This window comes from Sphingomonas sp. SP4, from assembly GCF_058313375.1.
Genome location: NZ_JBZFLE010000001.1, coordinates 1191810 through 1214782, shown reverse-complemented (window position 1 = coordinate 1214782; position 22973 = coordinate 1191810). Strand labels below are relative to the sequence as shown.

At 61.9% G+C, this 22973-nt stretch carries 25 protein-coding genes and 1 riboswitch; of the genes, 15 read left to right on the top strand and 10 right to left on the bottom strand.

Features of this window, described 5'->3' with window-relative positions:
• Positions 1–42: 42 nt before the first annotated feature.
• Together AC4GYV_RS06155 and AC4GYV_RS06150 are read left to right on the top strand one after the other, a co-directional pair.
• Complete coding sequence (locus tag AC4GYV_RS06155; RefSeq protein ID WP_491099777.1) at positions 43–783, top strand: phosphatidylserine decarboxylase; 741 nt, start codon at positions 43–45, stop codon at positions 781–783.
• 47 nt (positions 784–830) lie between these two features.
• The gene (locus AC4GYV_RS06150; protein WP_491100397.1) at positions 831–1565 is read left to right on the top strand and encodes a CDP-alcohol phosphatidyltransferase family protein; all 735 of its coding nucleotides are present in this window, start codon (positions 831–833) and stop codon (positions 1563–1565) included.
• Here the strand turns inward: AC4GYV_RS06150 and AC4GYV_RS06145 are convergent.
• Positions 1537–1752 carry a hypothetical protein gene (locus AC4GYV_RS06145; RefSeq protein WP_491099776.1) on the bottom strand — a complete coding sequence of 72 codons (216 nt, stop codon included), beginning with the start codon at positions 1750–1752 and terminating at the stop codon, positions 1537–1539. The two genes, AC4GYV_RS06150 and AC4GYV_RS06145, sit on opposite strands and share 29 nt — an antisense overlap.
• 263 nt (positions 1753–2015) lie before the next feature.
• Here AC4GYV_RS06145 and rpsB point away from each other — a divergent pair, with 263 nt between their 5' ends.
• The 11 genes from rpsB (at position 2016) to fabZ (ending at position 12655) form a co-directional block, all read left to right on the top strand.
• Positions 2016–2771, top strand: coding sequence for a 30S ribosomal protein S2 (rpsB, locus tag AC4GYV_RS06140; protein WP_491099775.1), 756 nt, complete (start codon positions 2016–2018; stop codon positions 2769–2771).
• Between the two features lie 90 nt (positions 2772–2861).
• Positions 2862–3806 (top strand): translation elongation factor Ts, encoded by a 945-nt coding sequence (gene tsf / locus AC4GYV_RS06135; RefSeq protein WP_491099774.1) that lies wholly within the window; start codon positions 2862–2864, stop codon positions 3804–3806.
• Between the two features lie 94 nt (positions 3807–3900).
• A complete protein-coding gene (pyrH, locus tag AC4GYV_RS06130; protein ID WP_491099773.1) occupies positions 3901–4623 on the top strand; it encodes a UMP kinase in 723 nt (240 codons plus the stop codon).
• Between the two features lie 3 nt (positions 4624–4626).
• Positions 4627–5187 carry a ribosome recycling factor gene (gene frr / locus AC4GYV_RS06125; protein ID WP_491099772.1) on the top strand — a complete coding sequence of 187 codons (561 nt, stop codon included), beginning with the start codon at positions 4627–4629 and terminating at the stop codon, positions 5185–5187.
• 32 nt (positions 5188–5219) lie between these two features.
• Positions 5220–5936 (top strand): polyprenyl diphosphate synthase, encoded by a 717-nt coding sequence (gene uppS / locus AC4GYV_RS06120; protein ID WP_491099771.1) that lies wholly within the window; start codon positions 5220–5222, stop codon positions 5934–5936.
• Positions 5933–6565 carry a phosphatidate cytidylyltransferase gene (locus AC4GYV_RS06115; RefSeq protein WP_491099770.1) on the top strand — a complete coding sequence of 211 codons (633 nt, stop codon included), beginning with the start codon at positions 5933–5935 and terminating at the stop codon, positions 6563–6565. Before uppS ends, AC4GYV_RS06115 begins: the two co-directional genes overlap by 4 nt.
• Positions 6562–7722: a 1-deoxy-D-xylulose-5-phosphate reductoisomerase gene (locus AC4GYV_RS06110; RefSeq protein WP_491099769.1), complete on the top strand. Its 1161-nt coding sequence runs from the start codon at positions 6562–6564 to the stop codon at positions 7720–7722. Before AC4GYV_RS06115 ends, AC4GYV_RS06110 begins: the two co-directional genes overlap by 4 nt.
• A complete protein-coding gene (locus tag AC4GYV_RS06105) occupies positions 7722–8846 on the top strand; it encodes a M50 family metallopeptidase (protein WP_491099768.1) in 1125 nt (374 codons plus the stop codon). Before AC4GYV_RS06110 ends, AC4GYV_RS06105 begins: the two co-directional genes overlap by 1 nt.
• A gap of 126 nt (positions 8847–8972) precedes the next feature.
• The gene (gene bamA, locus AC4GYV_RS06100) at positions 8973–11591 is read left to right on the top strand and encodes an outer membrane protein assembly factor BamA (protein WP_491099767.1); all 2619 of its coding nucleotides are present in this window, start codon (positions 8973–8975) and stop codon (positions 11589–11591) included.
• Positions 11591–12172 (top strand): OmpH/Skp family outer membrane protein, encoded by a 582-nt coding sequence (locus AC4GYV_RS06095; RefSeq protein ID WP_491099766.1) that lies wholly within the window; start codon positions 11591–11593, stop codon positions 12170–12172. The genes bamA and AC4GYV_RS06095 overlap by 1 nt, the downstream gene beginning before the upstream one ends.
• 6 nt (positions 12173–12178) lie before the next feature.
• Positions 12179–12655 (top strand): 3-hydroxyacyl-ACP dehydratase FabZ, encoded by a 477-nt coding sequence (gene fabZ / locus AC4GYV_RS06090; protein WP_491099765.1) that lies wholly within the window; start codon positions 12179–12181, stop codon positions 12653–12655.
• On the opposite strand, the gene AC4GYV_RS06085 is transcribed toward fabZ, so the two are convergent.
• From AC4GYV_RS06085 to AC4GYV_RS06070, 4 genes are read right to left on the bottom strand one after another with little or no spacing between them, the layout of a single operon-like run.
• Positions 12621–13349 (bottom strand): ABC transporter ATP-binding protein, encoded by a 729-nt coding sequence (locus AC4GYV_RS06085; RefSeq protein ID WP_491099764.1) that lies wholly within the window; start codon positions 13347–13349, stop codon positions 12621–12623. The two genes, fabZ and AC4GYV_RS06085, sit on opposite strands and share 35 nt — an antisense overlap.
• A complete protein-coding gene (locus AC4GYV_RS06080; protein ID WP_491099763.1) occupies positions 13346–14305 on the bottom strand; it encodes a FecCD family ABC transporter permease in 960 nt (319 codons plus the stop codon). Before AC4GYV_RS06080 ends, AC4GYV_RS06085 begins: the two co-directional genes overlap by 4 nt.
• The gene (locus AC4GYV_RS06075; protein WP_491099762.1) at positions 14302–15057 is read right to left on the bottom strand and encodes an ABC transporter substrate-binding protein; all 756 of its coding nucleotides are present in this window, start codon (positions 15055–15057) and stop codon (positions 14302–14304) included. Before AC4GYV_RS06075 ends, AC4GYV_RS06080 begins: the two co-directional genes overlap by 4 nt.
• Positions 15026–16870 carry a TonB-dependent receptor plug domain-containing protein gene (locus AC4GYV_RS06070; protein ID WP_491099761.1) on the bottom strand — a complete coding sequence of 615 codons (1845 nt, stop codon included), beginning with the start codon at positions 16868–16870 and terminating at the stop codon, positions 15026–15028. Before AC4GYV_RS06070 ends, AC4GYV_RS06075 begins: the two co-directional genes overlap by 32 nt.
• Positions 16871–16943: 73 nt before the next feature.
• Positions 16944–17084: riboswitch (cobalamin riboswitch) on the bottom strand.
• A gap of 106 nt (positions 17085–17190) precedes the next feature.
• On the opposite strand from AC4GYV_RS06070, the gene rpmE reads away from it, so the two are divergent.
• Positions 17191–17421 carry a 50S ribosomal protein L31 gene (gene rpmE, locus AC4GYV_RS06065; RefSeq protein ID WP_491099760.1) on the top strand — a complete coding sequence of 77 codons (231 nt, stop codon included), beginning with the start codon at positions 17191–17193 and terminating at the stop codon, positions 17419–17421.
• A gap of 10 nt (positions 17422–17431) precedes the next feature.
• Positions 17432–17992, top strand: a complete 561-nt coding sequence (locus AC4GYV_RS06060; RefSeq protein ID WP_491099759.1) for a GNAT family N-acetyltransferase — start codon at positions 17432–17434, stop codon at positions 17990–17992.
• On the opposite strand, the gene AC4GYV_RS06055 is transcribed toward AC4GYV_RS06060, so the two are convergent.
• The 5 genes from AC4GYV_RS06055 to AC4GYV_RS06035 form a co-directional block, all read right to left on the bottom strand.
• A complete protein-coding gene (locus tag AC4GYV_RS06055) occupies positions 17993–19891 on the bottom strand; it encodes a DUF2207 domain-containing protein (RefSeq protein WP_491099758.1) in 1899 nt (632 codons plus the stop codon). It lies immediately after the preceding gene.
• Between the two features lies 1 nt (position 19892).
• Positions 19893–20465, bottom strand: coding sequence for a LemA family protein (locus AC4GYV_RS06050; RefSeq protein WP_491099757.1), 573 nt, complete (start codon positions 20463–20465; stop codon positions 19893–19895).
• Between the two features lie 53 nt (positions 20466–20518).
• Positions 20519–21709, bottom strand: coding sequence for an acyl-CoA dehydrogenase (locus AC4GYV_RS06045; protein ID WP_491099756.1), 1191 nt, complete (start codon positions 21707–21709; stop codon positions 20519–20521).
• Positions 21710–21788: 79 nt separating this feature from the next.
• Positions 21789–21983 (bottom strand): hypothetical protein, encoded by a 195-nt coding sequence (locus AC4GYV_RS06040; protein ID WP_491099755.1) that lies wholly within the window; start codon positions 21981–21983, stop codon positions 21789–21791.
• 24 nt (positions 21984–22007) lie between these two features.
• Positions 22008–22973, bottom strand: coding sequence for a hypothetical protein (locus AC4GYV_RS06035; protein ID WP_491099754.1), 966 nt, complete (start codon positions 22971–22973; stop codon positions 22008–22010).

The following is a 22973-nucleotide window of genomic DNA, read 5'->3' as shown; positions in this document are numbered from 1 at the left end:
CGGCGTTGTGCCTAAGGCTGTGCGCCACTAAGGCATGCGTCCATGCCAGCGCTCGACAAGAACGAAACGCCACTGCCGACGACCACCGTAAAGTGGCGGGCTCCTTCCATCCACCCTGAGGGCCGCAAATATGCGGTCGCCGCCGGTGCGGTCACCTTGTTCGCATTTTTACTGCACTGGAGCTTCCTCGGGTGGCTGCTTGTCGGCATGACGATCTGGGTTGCGGCTTTCTTCCGCGATCCGATCCGAACGACGCCGCGCAGCGACAAGATGATCATCGCGCCGGCGGACGGTCTGATCACAATGATCACCAAGGTTCCGCCGCCGCCGGAGCTCCGCGGCCCTGAAGGCTTGGCCGATGCGGAATACACTCGGGTCTCGATTTTCATGAGTGTGTTCGATGTTCACATCAATCGCGCGCCAATCGCAGGAACGATCAAGCGGATCGTCTACGTCCCGGGCAAATTCATCAACGCCGACCTCGACAAGGCCAGCGAGGACAATGAGCGGCAATATTTCATGGTTGAAGGTGCCGATGGACTGAAGATCGGCTTCACGCAGATCGCTGGTCTCGTGGCACGCCGTATCCTCGCTTTCGTTCGAGAGGGTGACACGGTTGAAGCTGGGCAGAGGGTCGGTCTCATCCGGTTCGGCAGCCGCGTGGACGTGTTTTTGCCTGCGGGAATCGCGGCTCGCGTAATCCTTGGTCAGCGTGCGATCGCGGGTGAAACCATCCTCGGCATCGTCGGCCTCGACATTCCGGTGACCGGCATCAGCCAGTGATCGATCAACGCGACGACTTAGGACCGCGCGGAATCCCGTTCCGTGCGATGATCCCCAACGCGATCACCGCGCTCGCGCTGTGCATGGGACTGACGGGCGTGCGTTTCGCAATGACGGCATCCCCCGCTCAGACTGAGCATTGGCAATTGGCACTCGCATGTGTTGTCGGCGCAGGCATCCTTGACGGTATGGACGGTCGAATAGCCCGATTACTTCGTGCTCAAAGCAAGTTCGGGGCTGAGCTTGACTCACTGTCTGACAATATCGCCTTTGGGACAGCGCCAGCGCTTATACTGTTTTTGTGGTCTCTCGAGTCCGCGCCGAAGTTTGGTTGGACAGCGGCCCTAGCGCTAGCCGTTTGTTGTGCTCTCCGTCTCGCGCGCTTCAACTCCCGACTGGATGCGGGGGAGCAGCCCCACAAATCAGCGGGTTTCAATACTGGCGTCCCGGCGCCAGCTGGCGCTGGTCTCGCTTTTGTGCCGATCTTCCTATGGCTGGTTACCGACAGCGAGTGGTTCAGAGCATGGTATGTGGTCATGCCTTGGACGCTGTTTATTGCTGCGCTGATGATCTCAAGCCTTCCGACCTACAGCTGGTCGTCAATTCGCATCCGCCGGGATTGGCGCCTCTTCACCCTTGCCGGAATAGCTGTCCTCGGCGCTGCTCTTGTAACGGCGCCTTGGTATACCTTGCTCGCAGTTGCTCTGGTGTACTTGCTGACAATCCCTATGGGCCTGGCGAGCTACGCGCGGGTCAAGCGGCGGCGCGCAGCCGCGCGGTAGCCCGCATCGGCTTCTGCACGCGCAAGCGCAGTCTCATTCGAGCGGGTGCGACCATTGGTTGATGCGCTGGCTTGCCCTTGAGGGCGGCGGCGATCTTTGCGCCGCTCTCCTCAAGAACCGCGGCACCGACGACCAAGAGCATCCACAAAGTGGCGAGGAAGGCGAGGGTACCTAAAGCAGCAATCATTGCATCGATCCCTTCTTGGAGCGCCTAACCGAACTGGACACGATTTGTTCCAATTTGAGCCGGAACGCTCGGGTGAGGCGATCTAATGTTCTATATATGTTCTCATCTGTCAAGCGCTCCAGGTCACCCATCGCCAAGCCCTTGAAAGCTCAGGCCTGTTCCGCTAACTGGCGCGCCATCCCACAGGCGGAGCTTACATACCGGTGCTGGCCGTAAGGTCGGTCATTCGGCTCCGCTGAGGCAGAACCGGAAGGAGAAAGACTATGGCGGCCACGGTCGTCACCATGCAGCAATTGCTCGAAGCCGGAGCGCACTTCGGCCACCAAACCCATCGCTGGAACCCCAAGATGAAGCCGTACATTTTCGGCGATCGCAATGGGGTGCACATCATCGACCTGTCGCAGACGGTTCCCTTGTTCTCGCGCGCGCTCGACTTCGTTCAGCAGACCGTTGCCCGTGGCGGCAAGGTGCTGTTCGTCGGCACCAAGCGCCAGGCGCAGGACGCGATCGCCGAATCCGCTCAGGCGAGCGGTCAGCATTTCGTCAATCACCGCTGGCTCGGCGGCATGCTGACCAACTGGAAGACGATTTCCAACTCGATCAAGCGCCTCAAGACGCTTGAGGAGCAGCTATCGGGCGACACCGCCGGCCTCACCAAGAAGGAAGTCCTCCAGCTCACCCGCGAGCGCGACAAGCTCGAGAAGAGCCTCGGCGGCATCCGCGACATGGGCGGTCTTCCGGACATCATGTTCGTGGTTGATACGAACAAGGAAGAGCTGGCAATCAAGGAAGCCAACGTGCTCGGCATTCCAGTCGTCGCGATCCTCGATTCGAACAGCGACCCGAGCGGTATCGCTTTTCCGGTCCCGGGCAACGACGACGCCAGCCGTGCGATCCGCCTCTACACCGACGCTGTTGCTCAGGCGGTGACCGAAGGTCGCACCGGCAACGCTGCAGCCCGTGGCCAGGACATCGGTTCGATGGCTGAGCCGCCGGTCGAAGCGGCTCTGGAAGCTTAATCGGTGCTCCTGCGAAGGCGGGAGCACAGTACCTATATTCAAATCTGACTGACCCCTGCCTCTGCGGGGGCACGAGGAAGGAAAGAGAAAATGGCTGAGATCACGGCCGCGACTGTGAAGGAACTGCGCGAGCGCACCAGCGCCGGCATGATGGACTGCAAGAAGGCGCTCGCCGAAACCAATGGCGACATGGAAGCCGCGATCGATTGGCTGCGTGCCAAGGGTCTGTCGGCTGCTGCCAAAAAGGCGGGCCGCACTGCGTCCGAAGGCCTCGTCGGCGTTGCCGTCGAAGGCAACCGTGGCGCGGTTGTCGAGGTGAACTCGGAGACCGACTTCGTCGCCAAGAACGAGATCTTCCAGGACTTCGTTCGCAATGTCGCCAAGCTCGCGCTCGAGAATGGCACCGACATCGAGGCGCTCGGCACTGCTCAATATCCGGGTGGCGGTACCGTCACCGAGACGCTGACGAACAACATCGCGAAGATTGGTGAGAATCAGTCGCTGCGCCGTGCGGCGATCCTGGAAGTCGGACAGGGCGCGATTGTGCCTTACGTCCACAATCAAGTCGTGCCAGGCCTCGGCAAGATCGGCGTCCTCGTGGCGCTGGAGAGCGATGCGTCGGCCGACGTGTTGACCCAGCTGGGCAAGCAGATCGCGATGCATGTCGCCGCCGCGCACCCGCTGGCGCTGAATGCCGAGGACCTCGACGCGGAGCTGGTCGAGCGCGAGCGTTCGATCGCGATGGAAAAGGCCAAGGAAAGCGGCAAGCCGCAGAACATCATCGAGAAGATGGTGGAAGGCGGCCTCGCCAAGTTCCGCAAGGAAAGCGCCCTGACGTCGCAGCTGTTCGTGATGGACGGCAAGACCCCGGTCGCCGAAGTCGTTTCCGCTGCCGCCAAGGACGCCGGAACGGGCATCACGTTGAAGGGCTTCGTGCGCTTCCAGCTCGGCGAGGGCATCGAGAAGAAGCAGGAAGACTTCGCTGCGGAAGTCGCTGCCGCTGCCGGTACCAGCAAGGCTGAACCGGTCGCCTAAAAGCTGACCAACTGCTGCTTGGCAGTTGGCAACAGGGCGGCTGCGCCATAAAGGCGTGGCCGCCCTTGTTACATCTTGAGGACACCAGCGCCGAATGAACCGCCCTCGCTTCAACCGAATCCTGCTGAAACTTTCGGGCGAGGCATTGATGGGCCAGGGCCAGTTCGGGATCGACCCCGCTGCAGTCGCCGGACAGGCCGAGGAAATTGCCGCTGCGAAGGCGAAAGGTCACGAGCTTTGCCTTGTGGTGGGTGGCGGCAACATCTTCCGTGGGATGGCGGCAGCAGCGAAGGGTTTCGACCGCGCTACAGCCGATTACATGGGAATGCTGGCAACGGTGATGAACGCGCTGGCGCTCCAGAACGCACTGGAGAAGGTCGGCGTGGACACCCGTGTCCTCTCAGCGATCCCGATGGCCAGCGTTTCCGAGCCGTACATTCGCCGCCGCGCGCTGCGTCACCTGGAAAAGGGGCGCATCGTCATTTTCGCCGCGGGCACCGGCAATCCCTACTTCACGACCGACACGGCGGCAGCCTTGCGTGCTGCAGAGATGAGCTGCGACGCCTTGTTCAAGGGCACGAGCGTCGACGGCATTTACACTGCCGATCCGAAGAAGGTCGCGACCGCCGAGCGATATGACTCGGTGACCTTCAGCAAGGTTCTGAGCGACGACCTCAAAGTGATGGACGCGGCTGCGGTTGCGCTCTGCCGCGACAACAATATTCCGATCGTAGTCTTCAACGTCCGTCAGCCCGGCAACCTTGCCGAAGTGCTGGCAGGCAGCGGGACGGCCACGATCGTCAGAAACGGAGAATAAGACATGGCCACGACCGTCGATACGGGTGATCTCAAACGTCGCATGCACGGCGCTGTCGAAGCGCTGAAGCATGACCTTGGCGGCCTTCGCACCGGGCGTGCATCGGTTGCCTTGCTCGACCCTGTCCAGGTGGAAGTTTATGGCTCCAACATGCCGCTGAACCAGGTAGCCACTGTTTCGACGCCCGAAGCACGTATGCTGTCCGTACAAGTGTGGGATCGTTCGAACGTCGGACCCGTCGAAAAGGCGATCCGCTCGGCAGGGCTTGGCCTCAATCCCATTACGGACGGTCAGATGATCCGGCTTCCCATCCCGGAGCTGACCGAGGAGCGCCGCAAGGAGCTTGCCAAGCTCGTCGGCCAATATGCCGAGAAGGCGCGTGTCGCTGTGCGCAACGTCCGCCGCGACGGCATGGATCATCTCAAGCAGGATGAGAAGAAGCACGAGATCAGCGAGGATGAGCGCAAGCGCCTCGAGACCGAAGTGCAGAAGCTGACCGATGACACGATCAAGGAGATCGACGAAGCGTCGGCCGCCAAGGAGAAGGAAATCCTCGGTAAGTGAGTTCGGTCGTTCCGGCTGAGGGGGCTGGAAGCTTGGCAAAGACAGACGGCAAGTCCGTGCCGCGGCACGTCGCCATCATCATGGACGGCAATGGCCGCTGGGCGCAGCAGCGCGGGCTCCCGCGGGCTGCCGGACATCGCGCGGGCGCCGAAGCCGTCCGGCGGGCCTTGCAGGCTGCAGCCGACCAGGGCGTAGAAGTCCTCACGATCTACGCTTTCTCTTCGGAGAACTGGCGGCGCAGCGATGAGGAAATCTCCGACCTCACCGCCTTGATGCGTTTCTATCTCGAGCGGGAACTGAAGACGCTCGAGAAAGAGCGGGTCAGGCTCAAGCTCATTGGAGACTATTCAGCCTTCGGCCCCGAATTGGTCGAGCGGCTGGAGCGTGCGGTCGAGCGAACGGCGAACAACACCCGTCTGACTTTGGTGATCGCGCTCAATTACGGATCGCGGGCCGAGATTGCTGCGGCAGCCAGAAAGCTTGGGGCACAGGTCGCTTCGGGCGAAATCCAGGCCGGCGAAATCGACGAACAAAGCATTGCTGCCGAACTCCAGACGCATGATCTGCCTGAACTCGATCTCTTGATCCGCACATCCGGTGAAGTGCGACTGTCCAACTTCCTGCTTTGGCAAGCGGCTTATGCCGAGCTGCTGTTCCTCGACGTGCTTTGGCCCGATTTCAACGAAACAGCTTTCGCTCATGCTCTCGATCGCTTCGCAGCGCGCCAGCGCCGGTTCGGCGGCCGATGAACGAGTTGGTGGTCCGCACGCTGACCGGCGTCGTGCTCATTGCGATTGCGCTCGTTGCGGCAGTGCAGGGCGGCGACATTTTTGCCTACTTCGTCGCCTCGATTGCCACGCTGATGTTTTACGAGTGGACCCGGCTCGTGCGGGGGTGGGGCGCGGGCTGGTATCTCTCGGGGTTCGCTTATGCCGTGCTTCCGGCAGCCGCTTTGCTGTGGATCCGTGAACGTGATGCGCACGGTCTCGAGCTCCTGTTGTGGACCTTCCTGGTAACCTGGTCGACGGACATCGGCGCGTATTTCGCAGGTCGGAAGTTCGGCCGCCGCAAGCTGGCGCCTTCCATTAGCCCCAACAAAACAGTCGAGGGCCTCGTTGGCGGCATTGTTGCTTCCACCCTGATTGGAGGCGCGTGGGTTTTGGCGACGGGCTTGGGACTTCCTTTGCTCGCTTTAGCTCCGATCTTCGCAGTCGCGGCTCAAGGCGGTGATTTGTTCGAGAGCGGTCTGAAGCGCCGAGCCGGAGTGAAAGACTCGGGGAATTGGCTTCCGGGGCACGGAGGCGCGCTCGACCGCCTGGACGGATTAGCGCCGGTGGCTGTGCTTACGGCGATGGCGCAGCTACTAGGGCTCACGTGAGGCGGAAAATTGCGATCCTTGGGGCGACCGGGTCCATTGGAAAGTCGACGCTCGACCTGGTTGAACGATCGCCGGAGCGGTTCGATGTCGTCGCCGTTACGGCTGCAACCAACGCGGAAGCCCTAGCCGATATCGCCCGGCGCACCGGCGCGAAGCTGGCCGTCATTGCGGACGAGAGCCGTGGCGAGGTGCTCCAGGAATTGCTTGTTGGATCCGGTTGCAGGGCGCTGTCCGGAGCGGACGCACTGCTCCAGGCCGCCCTGAGTGACGCCGACTTGGTCATTGCCGCGATCGTTGGTTGCGCCGGGTTGCGGCCGGTCATGGCCGCCGTCGAGGCCGGCAAGACTGTCGCCCTGGCAAACAAGGAAGCACTGGTTACCGCCGGCGATCTGATGACTGATGCAGCTGCCCGAAATGGGGCCACTCTGTTGCCGGTCGACAGCGAGCATAATGCAATATTCCAGTGCCTTGCGGGTAGCCGCAGCGAAGACGTCTCAAAGATTATATTGACCGCTAGCGGCGGGCCGTTCCGAACTGCCTCAGCTGAGACGATCAACGCGGCCACGCCGGCTCAGGCCGTTGCGCATCCCAACTGGTCGATGGGGGCGAAAATCTCGGTCGACTCGGCCACCTTGATGAATAAGGGGCTGGAGCTGATCGAGGCCCACTATCTCTTCGGCCTGCCCTCGGAGCGCATCGAAATCATCATCCACCCGCAGTCGGTCATTCATTCGATGGTCGAGTTCGTGGACGGGTCCTTGCTGTCGCAACTCGGAAGCCCCGACATGCGCATTCCCATCGCTTACGCGCTCGCATGGCCCGAAAGGCTTGAGACGCCGGCCCAGCGGCTCGATCTTGCCGCAATAGGGCGCCTAGATTTCGAGCAACCGGACACGAACCGCTTCCCGGCATTGCGCCTGGCTCGCCAAGCGCTGGAACAAGGCGGAGCAGCCCCTATCGTGCTCAATGCGGCCAACGAAGTAGCCGTGGCTAGCTTCCTTGAAGGCGCAATTCGGTTCATGGACATCCCGAAGATGGTCGAACGGGCGCTGCACGAGGCGGATTTCGTCTATCCCTGCTCAATCGGCGATGTGCTTGAGATCGACCGAAGCGTCCGATCACGGGTGGATTCGGCCATGAAAGCGAGTTGCCACTGATGAGTTCGCAGCCGCCACTCTGGCTGGTCCTGATTGCCTTTGTCTGTGCGCTGGGTCCGCTCGTCTTCTTCCACGAGCTTGGGCATTATCTCGTCGCTCGGATGTTCCGCATCCCCGCCGAGGTCTTCTCGATCGGCTTCGGCCGCGAGATCGTCGGCTGGACCGATAAGCGAGGAACACGCTGGAAGGTCGGATGGCTGCCGCTAGGCGGGTACGTTCGCTTCGTTGGTGATATGAGCCCGGCGAGCAATCCAGGGGCCCTTGAGGAAATCCCGCCCGAACTGCGCGACCGCGCCTTCCAGCTTCGGCCTGTGTGGCAGCGCTTCCTTGTCGTCCTTGCCGGACCGGTCGCAAATTTTGTGCTCGCGATCGTTATCTTTACCGCATTCTTCACGCTCATCGGAGCGCCGCTGACGAGCATCGTGGGCAAGGTGACCCAGGATTCGCCCGCTTCGAGAGCCGGAATTCAACCCGGCGACCGGATCGTTTCTTTGGCCGGCCGTCCAACGCCTACCTTTGGCGACTTGATCAACGCTACGGCAGTCCGTCCGGGTGAAACGGTGATCGTTGTCGTCGAAAGGGCGGGCAAGACCACGAATCTCAAGGTCAAGCTCGACACCGAGGACGAGACCTTCAAAACCACAAGCGGCGAGAAAGTGACGCGCGGCGTCCTTGGGATCGTCGCAAGTGAGAGCCAGCTTCAGCCACTTCCGTTCGCCAAGGCGCTTCCGTTCGCCATCAATCAGACGTACCGGATGACGACATCGATCGTCGACGCGGTCGGTCAGATGATCCGTGGCTACATCTCACCGAAGCAAATTGGCGGCCCGATATCCATCGCGAAAGTAGCCGGGGACGTCGCATCCCTAGGGCCGCTGCAGTTCATTCAGCTACTTGCGCTGCTCTCAATTAATCTGGGATTCATCAACCTCTTGCCAGTCCCGATGCTGGATGGAGGCCACCTATTTTTCTATGTCGTTGAGGCCGTCAGGCGCCGCCCTGTCAGCGTCGCAGCACTGGATTGGGCATTTCGCGGGGGGCTCGCGGTCATTCTTGCCTTGTTGCTGTTCGCTACGGGCAACGATCTTGGGCTCTGGAATCAGCTTGAGCGCTTGATTGGCTAGCATGGTTGGGGCAGGGCAGTAACCGGGGCTTGGCGGCAAAGCGCGCCGCGCACCTTTCGCACAAAAAGGCGGGGACGAGTGATTTCAGGGTCGAAGCTTATTAGCCGCCGCACGGGCGCACTGTTCATGGTTGGAACCATCCTTGGTGGATCGGCCGCGCCTTTGTTTGCGCAGGACGCGCCAACTCCAGCCCAACCGGCGCCCCAGCAGACGCCCGCGCAAGCGCCGGCCGCAACGCCCGTGGTCCCGCAAGCTGCTCCCGTGACGCAACGGACGATTCGCTCGATCGCGGTGCGCGGCAATCAGCGTCTCGAGCCGGAAACGATCCGCGCTTACGCGAACCTGTCGCCAGGCCTGCCTTATACGACGGAGACGCTCGACCAGGCGCTGAAGGATCTTTACGCGACCCAGCTCTTTGCGGATGTCACCATCACGGGTGGCGAGACCGGCGACCTGGTTATTGCGGTTCGCGAGAACCCCGTGATCAACCGCATCATCCTTGAGGGCAACAAGAAGCTCAAGGACGACAAGATCCTTCCCGAGATCAAGCTGTCCCCCCGCCAGATCTTCACGCGATCGGCGGCACGGTCGGACGTCGATCGCATCCTTGAGCTTTACCGTCGCCAGGGTCGCTTTGCTGCTCGGGTCGAACCGAAGATCGTCCAGCTCGACCAGAACCGCGTCGACGTTATCTTCGAGATTTATGAAGGCGACCTGGCGAAGGTTCGCGCCATCAACATCATCGGCAACGAGAAGTTTGGCGACGCCCGTCTCCGCAAGGAGATGTATACGCGCCAGGCCGGCGGTCCCCTCGGCTTCCTGAAATCCAACGACACATACGATCCGGACCGTCTCGCGGCCGACCAGCAGAAGCTCCGCGCTTTCTACCTCACGCAGGGCTACGCCGACTTCCGCGTTGTCTCCGCGCTCGCGGAACTGACGCCCGACCGTCGCGACTTCGTCATCACCTACGTCGTCGAGGAAGGTCCTCGCTACAAGTTCGGCACGATCGATGCGAAGAGCGCGCTTCCCGATCTGCCGGCAGCGAAGATCAAGGACGTCGTAAAGCTTCACTCAGGCGACTGGTTCAACGCCAAGCAGGTCGAGGATGCCATGACCAACCTCAACGAGGTTGCGGGCAATCTCGGTTATGCGTTCGCCGACATCAATCCGACCTACAATCGCGATGCCGACAAGCGGGTGATGAACCTCGTCATCAACGTCGAGGACATGCCGCGCGTCTACGTTGAGCGCATCGACATCACTGGCAACACCTCGACCCGCGACAAGGTGATCCGCCGCGAGTTCCGCGTGAACGAGGGTGACGCTTTCAACGCGCAGAAGGTGAAGCGCAGCCAGGACCGCCTTCAGAGCCTCGGCTTCTTCCAGGAGAAGCTGGAGATCAAGCAGACCGAAGGTTCGTCGCCGGACCGCGTCGTGCTTGGCGTGAATGTCGAAGAGAAGCCGACCGGCCAGCTGTCCGTTTCCGGCGGTTACTCGAGCCTCGAACGCTTTGTCGTTCAGCTCGCGGTCTCGCAGAACAACTTCATGGGCAAGGGCCAGCAGGTCGATGCCTCGGTCAACTATTCCCAGTATTCGAAGTCGATCCAGCTTGGCTTCATGGACCCATACTTCATGGACAAGCCGATCCTGTTCGGCGGGTCGATCTATCGGCAGGACTACAACAGCTTCAACTACGTCGGGAATGAGCGGAACACGACGTACAAGCAGCTGACGACGGGTGGGGGCCTGCGCATGGGCTTCCCGATCACGGAATATTGGAGCTTCGGCGGCCGCTACACGCTCAGCCAGGACAAGGTCTCGCTCGACAAGAGCTTCTACAGCGTCAACGCTCAAGGCGAGCTCGTCTGCGATCCGCTAAAGGCGGGCCGGTATCTATGCGACGAATTGGGTAAGCGCCTTACGTCCCTAGTTGGCTTCTCAACCTTGTACGACGACACCGACGGTATTCGACCGACACACGGACAGCAGCTTTCCTTCTCGGAGGACTTCGCGGGCCTTGGCGGTAACGTCCATTACCTTCGGACACGCGTGAACGGCACGAAGTACTTCGGTTTCGGCGCACGGTGGGTTTTCTCGACGCACGCTGAGGGCGGATATATCCAGGCTCTCACCGGCTCGCCGGGACCCGGCCAAGATCCGGTTCGACTTACCGACCGTTTCTTCGGACCCGATCTTCGCGGTTTTGACATCCGCGGAATTGGCCCGCGCGTCTTGCGTGAGAATTACGACTTGGCGGGAAATCTCGTCGTTTCGCAGGGCAACAATAAGGTCGTCGATGCTCTCGGCGGCAGGGCCTATTACATGGGTCGGTTGGAGCTTGAATTCCCGACGAACTCGACCCTGCGCAGCGTTGGTATGAGACCTTCCGCGTTCATCGACGTCGGTTCGCAGTTCGGGCTGACTAAGCCGGAGCTCACCGACATCGGCATCATTTGTACTCCGGCCAATGGCGTTTCAGGCGGCCAGATCTTCCTGCCACCTGGGTCGCAGTGCCCCGGCAACGGATCTGCTGGCCAAATTCCGGACGACGACTACCTCCGCACTCCGGGCTTCAAGGAATTCTATCTCGGCGATTCGCCGAAGCCGCGCCTCTCGATCGGCATCGGTGTTAATTGGACTTCACCGTTCGGTCCGCTGCGGCTCGATATTGCCAAGGCGATTCTGAAACAAAAGGGCGACGAAACCAAATTGTTCAGCTTCAACGTAGGAACTGCATTCTAATGAAGACCTTGCTCGTTACCGCCGCTCTTGCGGCTACTGCTCTTTCGACCTCGGCCGTCGCGCAGTCTCGCGCGGACATCCTCATCGTGGACTCCGACCGCATCCTGACGGATTGCACCGCCTGCAAGGCAGCCAACTCGCAGCTGCAGCAGCGCCAGAGCACGCTGCGTAGCCGTGCTCAGACCCTGCAGACGCAGCTTCAGACCGAGGGGAAGCCGATCCAGGCGTCGATCGACGCGCTGAATGGCAAGGATCCGGACGCGGCGCTGCAGCAGAAGATCAGCGCGTTCGAGACGAAGCAGAAGAACGCACAGACGGAGCTCGCCAGCTCGCAGCAGACACTCCAGTCCACGCTGACGCATGTTCAGCAGCAGATCGGCACGAAGCTCGTCGCTGTGGTCGAGCAAGTCCGTGCTCGCCGCGGTGCCTCGGTCGTGATGGCCAAGAACAGCACGATCGCCAACGACGGTGCCGTGGACGTCACCACCGAAGTTCTCACAGCGCTTAACCAGCAGCTGCCGTCGGTCTCCGTGACGCCGATGCCCCAGCAGCAGTCGTCGCAGCAGCCGCAGGGCCGCTAAGCGCACATGAACGATCAGCCGGTCAGCGCCGCCGCCACTCAGCTCGATATCAGGCGAGTGATGGCGGCGCTGCCGCATCGCTATCCAATGTTGCTGGTCGACCGGGTCGAGGAGCTTCTTCCCGACCAATCGATTAGCGCGATCAAAGCGGTGACGATCAACGAGCCCTTCTTTCAGGGCCACTTTCCGGGCCGCCCGATCATGCCCGGTGTGCTGATCGTCGAGGCTCTCGCTCAGGCTGCCGGCGTGCTCGCCGTTGAATCACTCGGTCTCGCGAATTCGGGGAAGCTCGTCTACTTCATGGCGATCGACGGTGCGAAATTCCGCCAGCCGGTCGAACCCGGCGTCCTCCTCCAGCTCCACGTCGAATTCGTTCAGAAGCGGGCGACGGTCTGCAAGTTCATCGGTCGCGCCAGCGTGGAGGGCAAGCTTGCGGCTGAGGCGAGCTTCACCGCGATGATTGCGGATCCGCCTTCCGCCTGACCCTCCATCCGGGGCCATTCCGCTCGATGCGGAATGCATCGGCCAATTGTCCGCTCCGCAGCATTTCGTCGGGGGATAGGTCCGCTTTAAATTTGCCCTCTGACATGAGCAAAGCTCTGTCGAACGACGTTACACGATCAATGTCGTGCACTGCGACCAGGATAGCGGTTCCGGAAGCAGACGTCCCGCGCAGAATCTGAAGGAGCCTAAGAACCCAATAGGGATCCAGGTTAGACAAGGGCTCATCGAGGAGCAGCAATTTCGGCTGCGGAGCAAGCGCGCGCGCAAGTAGAACCCGGGCTCTTTCTCCGGTGGAGAGTTGGTCGACGTGGCGGTTTGCTAGTGGTTCGAGCTCAAGCAGTCCGATCAGATCGTCGACGCGCTCGGGTTCAGGTTTTGGCAGCCCGAGAGCGATCACGTCTCGCGCTGAAATGGGCCAAACCAGGTCCCGTGATGCGGGCAGGAATGTCGCGAAATAAGGCCGTCGGTTCGGGCCAAGCGTTTGCAGATTCTCGCCAGCAATTCGCACTTCGCCAGCAGTCCGCTCGATATCGATGAGCGCCCGCAGCAGGCTCGTCTTGCCTCCGCCATTCGGCCCTATGAGTGCGACCAGCTCCCCGGTTTTGAGGAGCAGGTCGGTGGGGAGCAGCCGGCCTTCGACGGAAACCCCCCGGGCTTCGAGCAGTGACGTCATGCCGCCACCCGGCGTCGCATGCTGACCACGATCCAGATGAAGAGGGGCGCGCCGACCACTGTCGTGAGAACTCCAACGGGAATCGTCCTGCCCGGCGGTCCGAAACGCACCGCCAGGTCGGCAATGAGAAGGATGATGCTCCCGATCAACGCTGCAGGAACTAACGCCTGGCCGGGATGACCGCGCGTCAGGCGGCGGGCAACGTAAGGGGCGATCAAGCCGACGAAACCGACGGCTCCGCACACGGATACGCATGCACCTACTGCAAGCGAGGACAAGACGATAACCTCGAGAGCCAAGCGATCGGGCCGGTACCCCAACGACCCTGCAACGTCTTCGCCCAGCGCCAGCAAGTCGAGTGGACGCGCGCGCGTGGCTAGAAGAGCGCAGCAGATCGTTGCTGGAATGAGCGCAACTGCGGCCTGCGGCAGGCTGCGATCCACGAAGCTACCCATCAGCCACTCGAAGCTGTCATAGAATGCGAACGGGGAAGGGGCGAGCGCCAGTAGGAGGCTCGTCGCGGCACCCGCGGCGAGCGCGACTGCCAGGCCGGCAAGCAGCAGCACGCTGGGATCAGAACGCTTGCCAGCCAGCGCTACCACGATCGCGAGGGCGAGGAGGGCGCCGACGGCCGCTGCTGCGGCAAGGGAGAGGGGGCCGGTCAGTCCAAGCCAATAGGAAGCGAATACCGCTCCGAGCGCTGCTCCGCTGCTGCTGCCCGTGATATCCGGCGAGGCGAGCGGATTGGCGAACAAGGCCTGCAGGGCAGCGCCGGTCATTCCCAGCACGGCGCCATAGCCCAAAGCCAGAAGGGTTCGTGGCAGGCGGATTTCTGTCAGAAGCAACCAGAAGGTGTCCCGCGAAGTCTGCTGGAGCGCGGCAAGCGGACTCCACGGCACCAGCAGGTGCAATAATGCAACGAGCAGCAAGAGAGCGCCCAGAAGCCATCGGCTCATTGGGACAACTTCCGCAATCTCTCGATTTCGCCCACCATGAGCGGACCTACGCATGTCCATGGACGCCCGTCAGTCACGACGTGCCGGCTGTTCGCGCCACGCACGATCGGATTGTCCAGCCAACGCGTTCCGCCGGACATCTGTCCTGATCGATAGTCACTACGGACCAGTACGTTAGGAGGTTTTGTTAGGAGAACTTCGAGGCTGGCGCGACCATCCGACAGGGGACGCTGCTGGAGCCCCGCCAAACGCAGCCACTGCGCTGCCAGAGATTCCGGTGCGAGGGTGTCGCCATGCCCCGAAATCCAGATCGCGTCTCTGGCATTTGCAGGCGTACTTCTGCGCAGTTGCTCGATCTTCGACACCCACAGATCAGCCCGCCTCGGGTCCCCCAGTGCTGTGGCAATTGTCCTGAGGTTCCGCTGCACATCATCCAGGCTCATGGCGTAGGGCAGGTCGATAGACAGAATGTGCAGCCGGTTAGCCAGGAGTGCGGTTGCCCGGCCACCGCCTCCCATCGTCAGCAGCAACGTTGGCCTTAGCGCTATGACATCCTCGATCGAGCCGCGGTTGCCCTTGTAAGCGCGCGCCTTGCGCCACAGCGGGGACTCGAGCGGCTCTTGCGACAAGTAGCTGACACTGACGATCTGCTCCGGCTTTGCCAGCAGGAGCAGATATTCGTCGGTGCACAGATTGAGCGAAGCTACACGCGCCGCCGCGCTAGCGCCTAGAAGAAAGACGGATGCCGGCATAGAGGCTCCTTCCTTCGGTTCGGTAGCCGTATACGTCTTCATATTGAGCATCGAACGCGTTGGCTGCGCGAGCAAAAACTTCGATGCCCGGCCGGACCGCGTAGGCGATGCGGGCTCCAGCCAACCAGTAAGAGCCTAGTTGAACGACATCGAACGGTGGAGAGTCACGGCTATCGAGATGCCTTCCCTGGTAGGCGATCGATGCCCCGTAGGTCACTTTCCCGATTGTCCCGTCGACCGCGATCGACCCACTGTTCTTCGGTCGGCGCAGTTCCTTGACCTGTCCGAATCCTAGCTCGGGCTGCGTGGCATGCAGGTAAGAATAGTTAGCCGATAACCGCAGCTTGTCGGCGAGTTGCCACCCCAGCTCGGCTTCGACGCCCGAGCGATGACTCACGCCCTCGCCGTTCTCGGTGCTTGAGGCGAATGTGTCCGAATCGTACGTATTGACGATCTCATCGTAGAGCCTCTGCCGATAGCCCGTCAGGGCTGCATCGAAGACGCCTTTTCGATAGCGCAGCGACACCTCGAAGCCACGAGAGCTTTCCGGCTTAAGGCCCGGATTTCCCACAAAACTTCCCGGGAAGAAGCCGTACAGGTCGAAGAATGTAGGCTGTGCAATCCCCTCAGAGTAGGAGCCTGCGACGGCGAAGCCGCCGCCGAGCTTGGTCAAAAGGGAAACACGGACGGTAGTAGCGTCCTGGAAGTCGCTGAAGAAGTCGCGTCGAACCGCAACATCGCCCGTGATCCGAGAAGTCTCGCCGCGCCATTCCGCCGTGATCGACTGATGATTGCGCGATTGGTTCTGGTCCGTCGCGCCGAAGTAGATGACGTCGCGAGCCTTGAACGTCTCATGCTCTGCCTCGCCGGCGAGGATGAAGACGTTTCGCAAAGCGCCCAAGGTGAAGCGATGTTCGACTTGCGCGTCGATCGTCCGACGGGTTCCCGAAGTCCGGTTGATCTGGAAGTCGGCTAGATAGTTCCGGTTGGTAGATCCAAGGGCCGCAGCACTCACACGACCGAACCAGGAGGAAGCGTCGTCACCGTACTGGGCCCAGGCACGGCCTGCAGTCAGTCGGTTCCGAGTGTTATCCAGCGTGTCCATGTGCTGAAACGGAGGGTCGAGGTTGAAGCCGTCAAACTGGCTGCGCGCGTCGATGGTAAAGGCCGCAGCTCCGAGTTCGACATTCGAGCCGACGTTCAGCGTACCGCGAATCCGGGCCGCGAGGTTGCGATAGCCGTCTTTGTCGCCCCCGCCACCGAAGCTATCGATGCCGGTCGCGCGCTGCCAACCTGCAGCCCCTGCGATGCTCCCGCGCTGGGAGGAAATCGCTGTTGACCCGGCAGCCCGCGCGAAGCCCGCCGAACCGGCTTCGCCCGAGCCGATGCTTCCATTGCTGTTCGGAAGCCCGTTGACGGCGACGACGCCGCCAATGGCGTCCGAGCCCCACACGGCTGATTGCGGCCCGCGCACAACTTCGATGCGGGACACGATGTCGGCGTTCAGCAGGTCGAAGCGTGGCTGGTCGCCCGTTGCAGGATCATTCGTCTTTATCCCGTCGATGAAGAGCAGGGTGTGATTGGCCTCGGCGCCTCGGATCCGGACATCGGTTAGCGACCCGGCAGGCCCGGAGCTGGATACCGCAGTGGAGGGAACGAGGCGCAGCAGCGAGAGGGCGAGGGGTTCGTCGAGCCTTTCGATCCGCGTGGTATCGATGATGGTGACGCTGGCGGGCGTGTCTGCCTCGAGCTCCGGTGCTCGTGATGCGGTGATGACGATTTCGTTGGTATCGATCGGTGGCGGTACGGGCATTTATTCCTCCTGTTGACGAACGTGTCGTCACAAGAGGGCGCGCCCTCCGTTCCGTGGCTGGTCCCGGCCGGGAAACGAACGACGGAGCAGGGCAAGTGTCTGACTCGATAGGCGCGAACGCCTGTCCTACAGTTGCGGGCACAGCGCCGGATTCGGACCGGCTTCCTCTTTCGCCGGCAGCCTTGGCCGCCGGACCCTGTTCCTGATCGCGTCGCTAGGTCCTGTCCTGAAACCTTGTCAAGCGAGCCCCCGTCAGCTAGGGCCGCGCGACACTTGCTGCCGCTGGTCGGAAACCAGCAGCTAACCCAAGGAAATCTAAGATGAAGTCCGGTATCCACCCCGATTATCACATGATCAACGTCGAGATGACCGACGGCACCACGTTCCAGGTTCGTTCGACCTGGGGCAAGGAAGGTGACACGCTGCACCTCGACATCGATCCGAAGGTTCATCCGGCTTGGACCGGGGCCAACACCCGCCTCGTCCAGGAAGGCGGCCAGGTTGCGCGCTTCAACAAGCGCTTCGGCGGACTGTCGCTCGGCAAGAAGTAAGCCGAGACCGGTGCGCGAACCGTTTCGCGACCCGAATTCCGAAAACTCACGGGCTCCGCGACTGGAGACCGAACGGCTGGTCCTGCGCCACGTGGAGCCGGAGGATCTCGGCTATTTCACCGAGATCCATGGTGACCCCGAGGTGTCTCGCTATGTTGGCGGACCGATCGGTCATGAGGATGCTTGGCGACGAGCAATGACCGGTGCTGGTTTTTGGGGAGTGCTCGGCATTGGTCTGTGGGCGGTCGAGCGCAAGTCCGATGGCCGCACGGTCGGGCATGTGGGCTATTTCGACTTCCAGCGCGACATCGAGCCGTCGATTGCTGGCGAGCCCGAAATGGGCTGGATCGTTCGCGGCGATGCGCAAGGGCAGGGCTATGCCACTGAGGCCTGCCGAGCCGCACTCGACTGGTTCGACGCCAGGTTTCAGCCGAGATCGATCCCCGCGATCATCAGCCTTGAGAACACGCCATCCATTCGGCTTGCCGAGCGGCTAGGCTTCGAACGTCAGCCGAACGCCTTTTACCGGAACGAGGACATGGCGTTCTTCCGGCGACCGCCGCGAGGCTGACTACCAGCCGCCGCCACCGCCTCCACCACCGCCGCCGCCCGAGAATCCACCGCCGCCCGAGCCACTGCTCGAGCCCGGCGCGGTCGAAGCCGAGCTAATCGTGCTCGCAAGCGAGGACCCAACGCTCTGAGCGAACCGGCCTGGATCGCCCCATGGGCTTGTGGTCCCGGAATACCAAGTGAAGCCTTGGTGACCCTGCGCAGCGGCGGCCGCCAGCACACCCGCGAATCGGTCAGCCCACCTGTTCTCGACGCCGAGCGCGATGGCATACGGGAGGTATCTTTCGAAGAGTTCAGGTGTGTCCTTCGGCGGGTTCATGCGGTCGAGCCGCTCGCCCTCCGTGATCGACAGATATTGTTTGAAGCCCGCGATATGATCCAGGACTGCCCGGCCTTCCTTCGTCGGAGCGGCCATCCACCAGAAGGCGGAGATGACGACGGGCAGGGCTACCAGCGGCAGAAGCAGTGGCAGCCACCATCCACTGGAGATCGCCTGGAAGAAGATCGGCATGCCGAGAATGAAGGCGCCAATGATGGCCACGACACCTAGCGCTGAGACTACCCATTTCCCGGTCGGGGACTCATGGTAAGCGAGCCAAAGCAGCGCAGCGGTCAGGAGCACTCCCACGACCAGCCCGATCTCCAAGATCGCCGCGCCGTAGGTCGCCGCGGCGATTGCAGCACAGACTGTCCAGAAGGCCGCGACGAAGATGAGCAGCCCAGCACCGGCCCAGCCGTAGTTCCGCTTGAACAGCTTGCCGTCGTATCGTTCCTTGAGAACGTCGGACAATTCTTCCTTCGCAGAGGAAAATTTCTCGTGGTTCTCCTGCTCCATCAGGAGCGACTCGCCCGGCCTGCACAGCTCATTGATGGCGGCGCCTTCTTCGGGCGAGAGGGGCTGCGCGCTTGTCGTGCGGGTCAGACGCAGCTTCTTGCCGGAGAACCAGCCGCCATCCTCCTCGGTTAGCTTCACGTGCCCCCGTACACCCATGTCGACCAAGGCGGCTGCGAACGCCCGATTGCCCGCACTCATCTGCACGACGTAGCGCATGCCCGCCGGCGTCAGGTCGTCGGGCGGCGAGAAGATCGGGACGACGGTACCGGCTCGTGGGTTCCTGCCAGCGCGCTGCCAAGCGATGAAATAGAAGATCCCAATCCCCAGAAGGCTCAGGACGCTCACTGCAGGGGGCCCATAATCGGAAAGCCAGTTGGCTACGCGGCTTCTGGAATTTTGAGCAGCGATGACGCCCTTGGGGAAAGCTACGGCTACGGTGAGGCCCTCATAGGCGTCTAGCGGCTGCGTCGTTCGGAAGAGGATCTCGCCCGGCTTCTCCTCGACCACTTGGGCATTGTTCGCGGTCGATCCTTGCCTGCCGGTGTACACCGATCGCTGACCGAAATTTGCAGCGACGGGGAGACGAATTTGTGCTTCGGCAACGTCGATCGGAAAGATCCACCCGTTGCCGGTCGCGTTCCAATACAGCTCGTCATAGTCTGCAAAGCGGCCGATCTGCCGCGTCGTTCGAAATCGCAGCACGTAGCGATGTTCGCCGACGTCCACGAGACTATCCGGACTGCCGACCTTGATCCTCACACCACCATACACGGTCTCGGTCGAGGCAGGCACCGGCATGCCGTCGAGGGTCGCGCCTTCGAAAGTGAATCCCACCCGGACCTGAGCTCCATGAGGGCCAGCGTAACGTGTGGGGAAATCCCGGTAAATGCCGTGATTTATCCGATCGTGCTCAGCCCGGACGTCGATGGTTTCGGTGACTTCGAGCGATGAATCCTTCTGGATCTGGACGTCACTCAAGTAGCGGAGGATGCGCTCATCCGCGCTGGCCGCAGATGATCCGCCGAGCAGCAGGAGGCCGGCAAGCGCCCGCCAAAAGGTCTGCACTTCAGGCGGCCGTCCGCGGGAAGGATACCTTGGGAGCGCTTTGGATCGCCGGATCGTCGTCCTGATAGAAGGGCTCCTCGGTGAACCCGAGCGGCCGGGCGATCACGACTGGCGGAAAGCTCTGAATCGTCGAGTTCAGATCGCGGACGGTCGCATTGTAATAACGCCGCGCGCTCTGAAGCTCGCCTTCGATGTTGGCGAGTTGATCCTGCAGCTGGAGGAAGTTCGTGTTCGCCTTCAGCTCAGGATAGGCCTCGGCCACCGCAAGGAGGCGGCCAAGCAAGCCCGTCATCTGGGCGTCAGCCTGAGCGGTTGCTTCGACGCTTCCGGCGTTCACAGTCGCGGCACGGGCCTTCGAAACCTGCTCGAAGACTTCCCGCTCGTGTGTCGCGTAGCCCTGGACCGTCTCGACCAGGTTCGGGATGAGGTCCGCGCGGCGGCGCAACTGCACCGTGATGCCGCTGAACCCTTCCTTCACCAGCGCCCGCAAGCGAACGAGTTTGTTGTAGATGCCGATGACGTAAAGCAGCAGCAGAAAGACTACTGCCAGAATGATCCAGCCAGCGATGCCCATGCGACCCCCGGAGTTTAATCTGGGGCAAACATAGGGAGGTTTACGGTTGTTCGCTAGAAGGCCGACAGTCCCGTAATCGCACGCCCGATGATGAGGGCGTGGACGTCGTGCGTGCCCTCATAGGTGTTCACCGTCTCGAGGTTCGCCGCGTGCCGCATCACCTGGAATTCGGCAGAAATGCCGTTGCCGCCATGCATGTCGCGGGCGATGCGCGCGATCTCCAGCGCCTTGCCGCAATTGTTGCGCTTGACGAGGCTGATCGTCTCCGGGATCAGCTCGCCCGCTTCGAGCCGGCGGCCGACGCGGAGCGACGCCTGGAGCCCCAGCGTGATCTCCGTCGCCATGTTGGCGAGCTTGAGCTGAACGATCTGGTTGGAGGCGAGCGGGCGGCCGAACTGCTTCCGGTCGAGCGTGTACTGCCGTGCCGCTGCGTAGCAGGCTTCGGCGGCACCCATCGAGCCCCAGCTGATCCCGTAGCGGGCGCGATTGAGGCAACCGAACGGCCCCTTGAGGCCTTCGACGTTCGGAAGGAGCGCTTCTTCGGGGACCTCGACTCCGTCCATGACGATCTCGCCGGTGATCGAGGCGCGAAGCGACAGCTTCTCCTTGATCTTCGGCGCCGAGAGTCCGGCCATGCCCTTTTCGAGCACGAAGCCGCGGATCTTGCCGTCATGGGCGTCCGACTTCGCCCAAACGACGAATACGTCGGCGATGGGCGAGTTGGTGATCCACATCTTGGTTCCGGAGAGAACGTAGCCGCCTTGGACCTTCTGTGCCCGCGTGCGCATGCCTCCCGGGTCGGAACCCGCGTCGGGCTCGGTCAGGCCGAAGCAGCCGACCCATTCGCCGGTCGCAAGCTTCGGCAAATATTTCTGGCGCTGTTCTTCCGAGCCGTACGCGAAGATGGGATACATCACGAGGCTCGACTGAACGGACATTGCTGACCGGTAGCCGCTGTCGACACGCTCCACGGCGCGGGCGATCAGGCCGTAGCTGACATAGCCAAGGCCCGCGCCCCCATATTCGTGTGGAATGGTCGCGCCGAGGAGTCCAAGCTCGCCGAACTCGCTCATGATCTCCCGATCGAACCGCTCTTCCAGATAGGCGGAGGTCACGCGGGGAAGGAGCTTTTCCTGGGCGTAGCCTTCAGCGGTATCGCGCACGAGGCGCTCTTCATCACTCAGCTGGTGGTTGAGATCGAAGGGATCGGCCCAGTCGAACGGAAGAATGGCAGGCTCGCCCACGGCGTTGCGGCTCCGAAACTGTGAAGGAAGTGCGCGTCCTTAGCGGGGGCGCCGGAGCCGCGCCACCCCCGCTTTGAGGTCACAGCTGAATGGTCACGAATGCGAACAGTCGAGGCGACGGGACAGTCGCCCAGGGCTGAAGGCTTCCGCGGTCGCCGCCAGGAGCAACGCGCTGAATCGACGATGCCCACTCTGCCGGACTGGCGGTGGCGGTCGAAGAGATCGCGATGAAGGCGAAGAAGATCGAAGCGATGATGATCAGGAAGCGGTTCATGTCACTCTCCTTGTGATCTCGGGGTCAGCGTTTGATGTTGTCGATTCCGGCGACCTTCAGCTGCACGAGCTGTTCGGTAGTGCGCGGATTAAGGCCGTGAGCGCGAAGCGAGCTGACGAAGTCAGGCGTCACGTTGAGCGCCTTGAGCTCTACGAGGTCGTCGACCGGCAGGTTCGCAAAGCCGATACGGGCGAAGCCGCCGATGAAATCGGGATCGATGTCCAGCGCGGCAAGCTGCACGAGCTGATCTGCGCTCAGGTTGCGGTATCCAGCTCTCGAGAGCGAAGCGATCATTTCAGGATCGACGCCGACCGCCTTGAGCTCGACGACCTGCTCGGCCGGAAGATTGCGATATCCGGCGCGGGCGAGGGCATCGATGAACTCGGGGGAGATGTTTAGTGCTGCGAACTGGGTGAGTTCATCCAGGGACTTGGGCGTATATCCGCGGGTCGCCAGAGCGGCGATGTAACTCCGCTGCACGCCGACTGCCGAAAGTTCGGTCAGCTTCTCAATGTTGGGCCGCGGGAAGCGATACTCAGCCAAGGCTGAGACCAAGTCGCGGGTCGCGCCGGTGATGGTCAGTGCGTAGGCGTCGTCGTAGGACGGACGGCCGATGCCGCGTGACGTCAGGAAATTCGCGAAGTCCGGGTCCTGCGTGAAGGTGCATTGGCCGCTGGCAATCGAATTGCCTCCATTGCCCGCGCAATCGATGCGGCCAGCATCTTTGACGTAGGCAAAGCGAATCGGGTGCTGCCCCGGCTGGCGCAGCGCTGCGACATCGAGGCCGGCAAGCTGCGTTGTCGAGAAGGAGCGCGACATCGTGCCGCGGTCCGCCGTGTCGCCGCGCTTGAGCGTGAACTGCACTTCGGGTTGGTCGCCGTTCGCTTGCAGGGTGAAGGCCATCGGCCGACCGGAGCTCGCCATGCAGGCGCTTGAGACGCCGATCGCCGTGACAACGAGCGCGGCGAGTAATGCAACAGGACGGTTCAT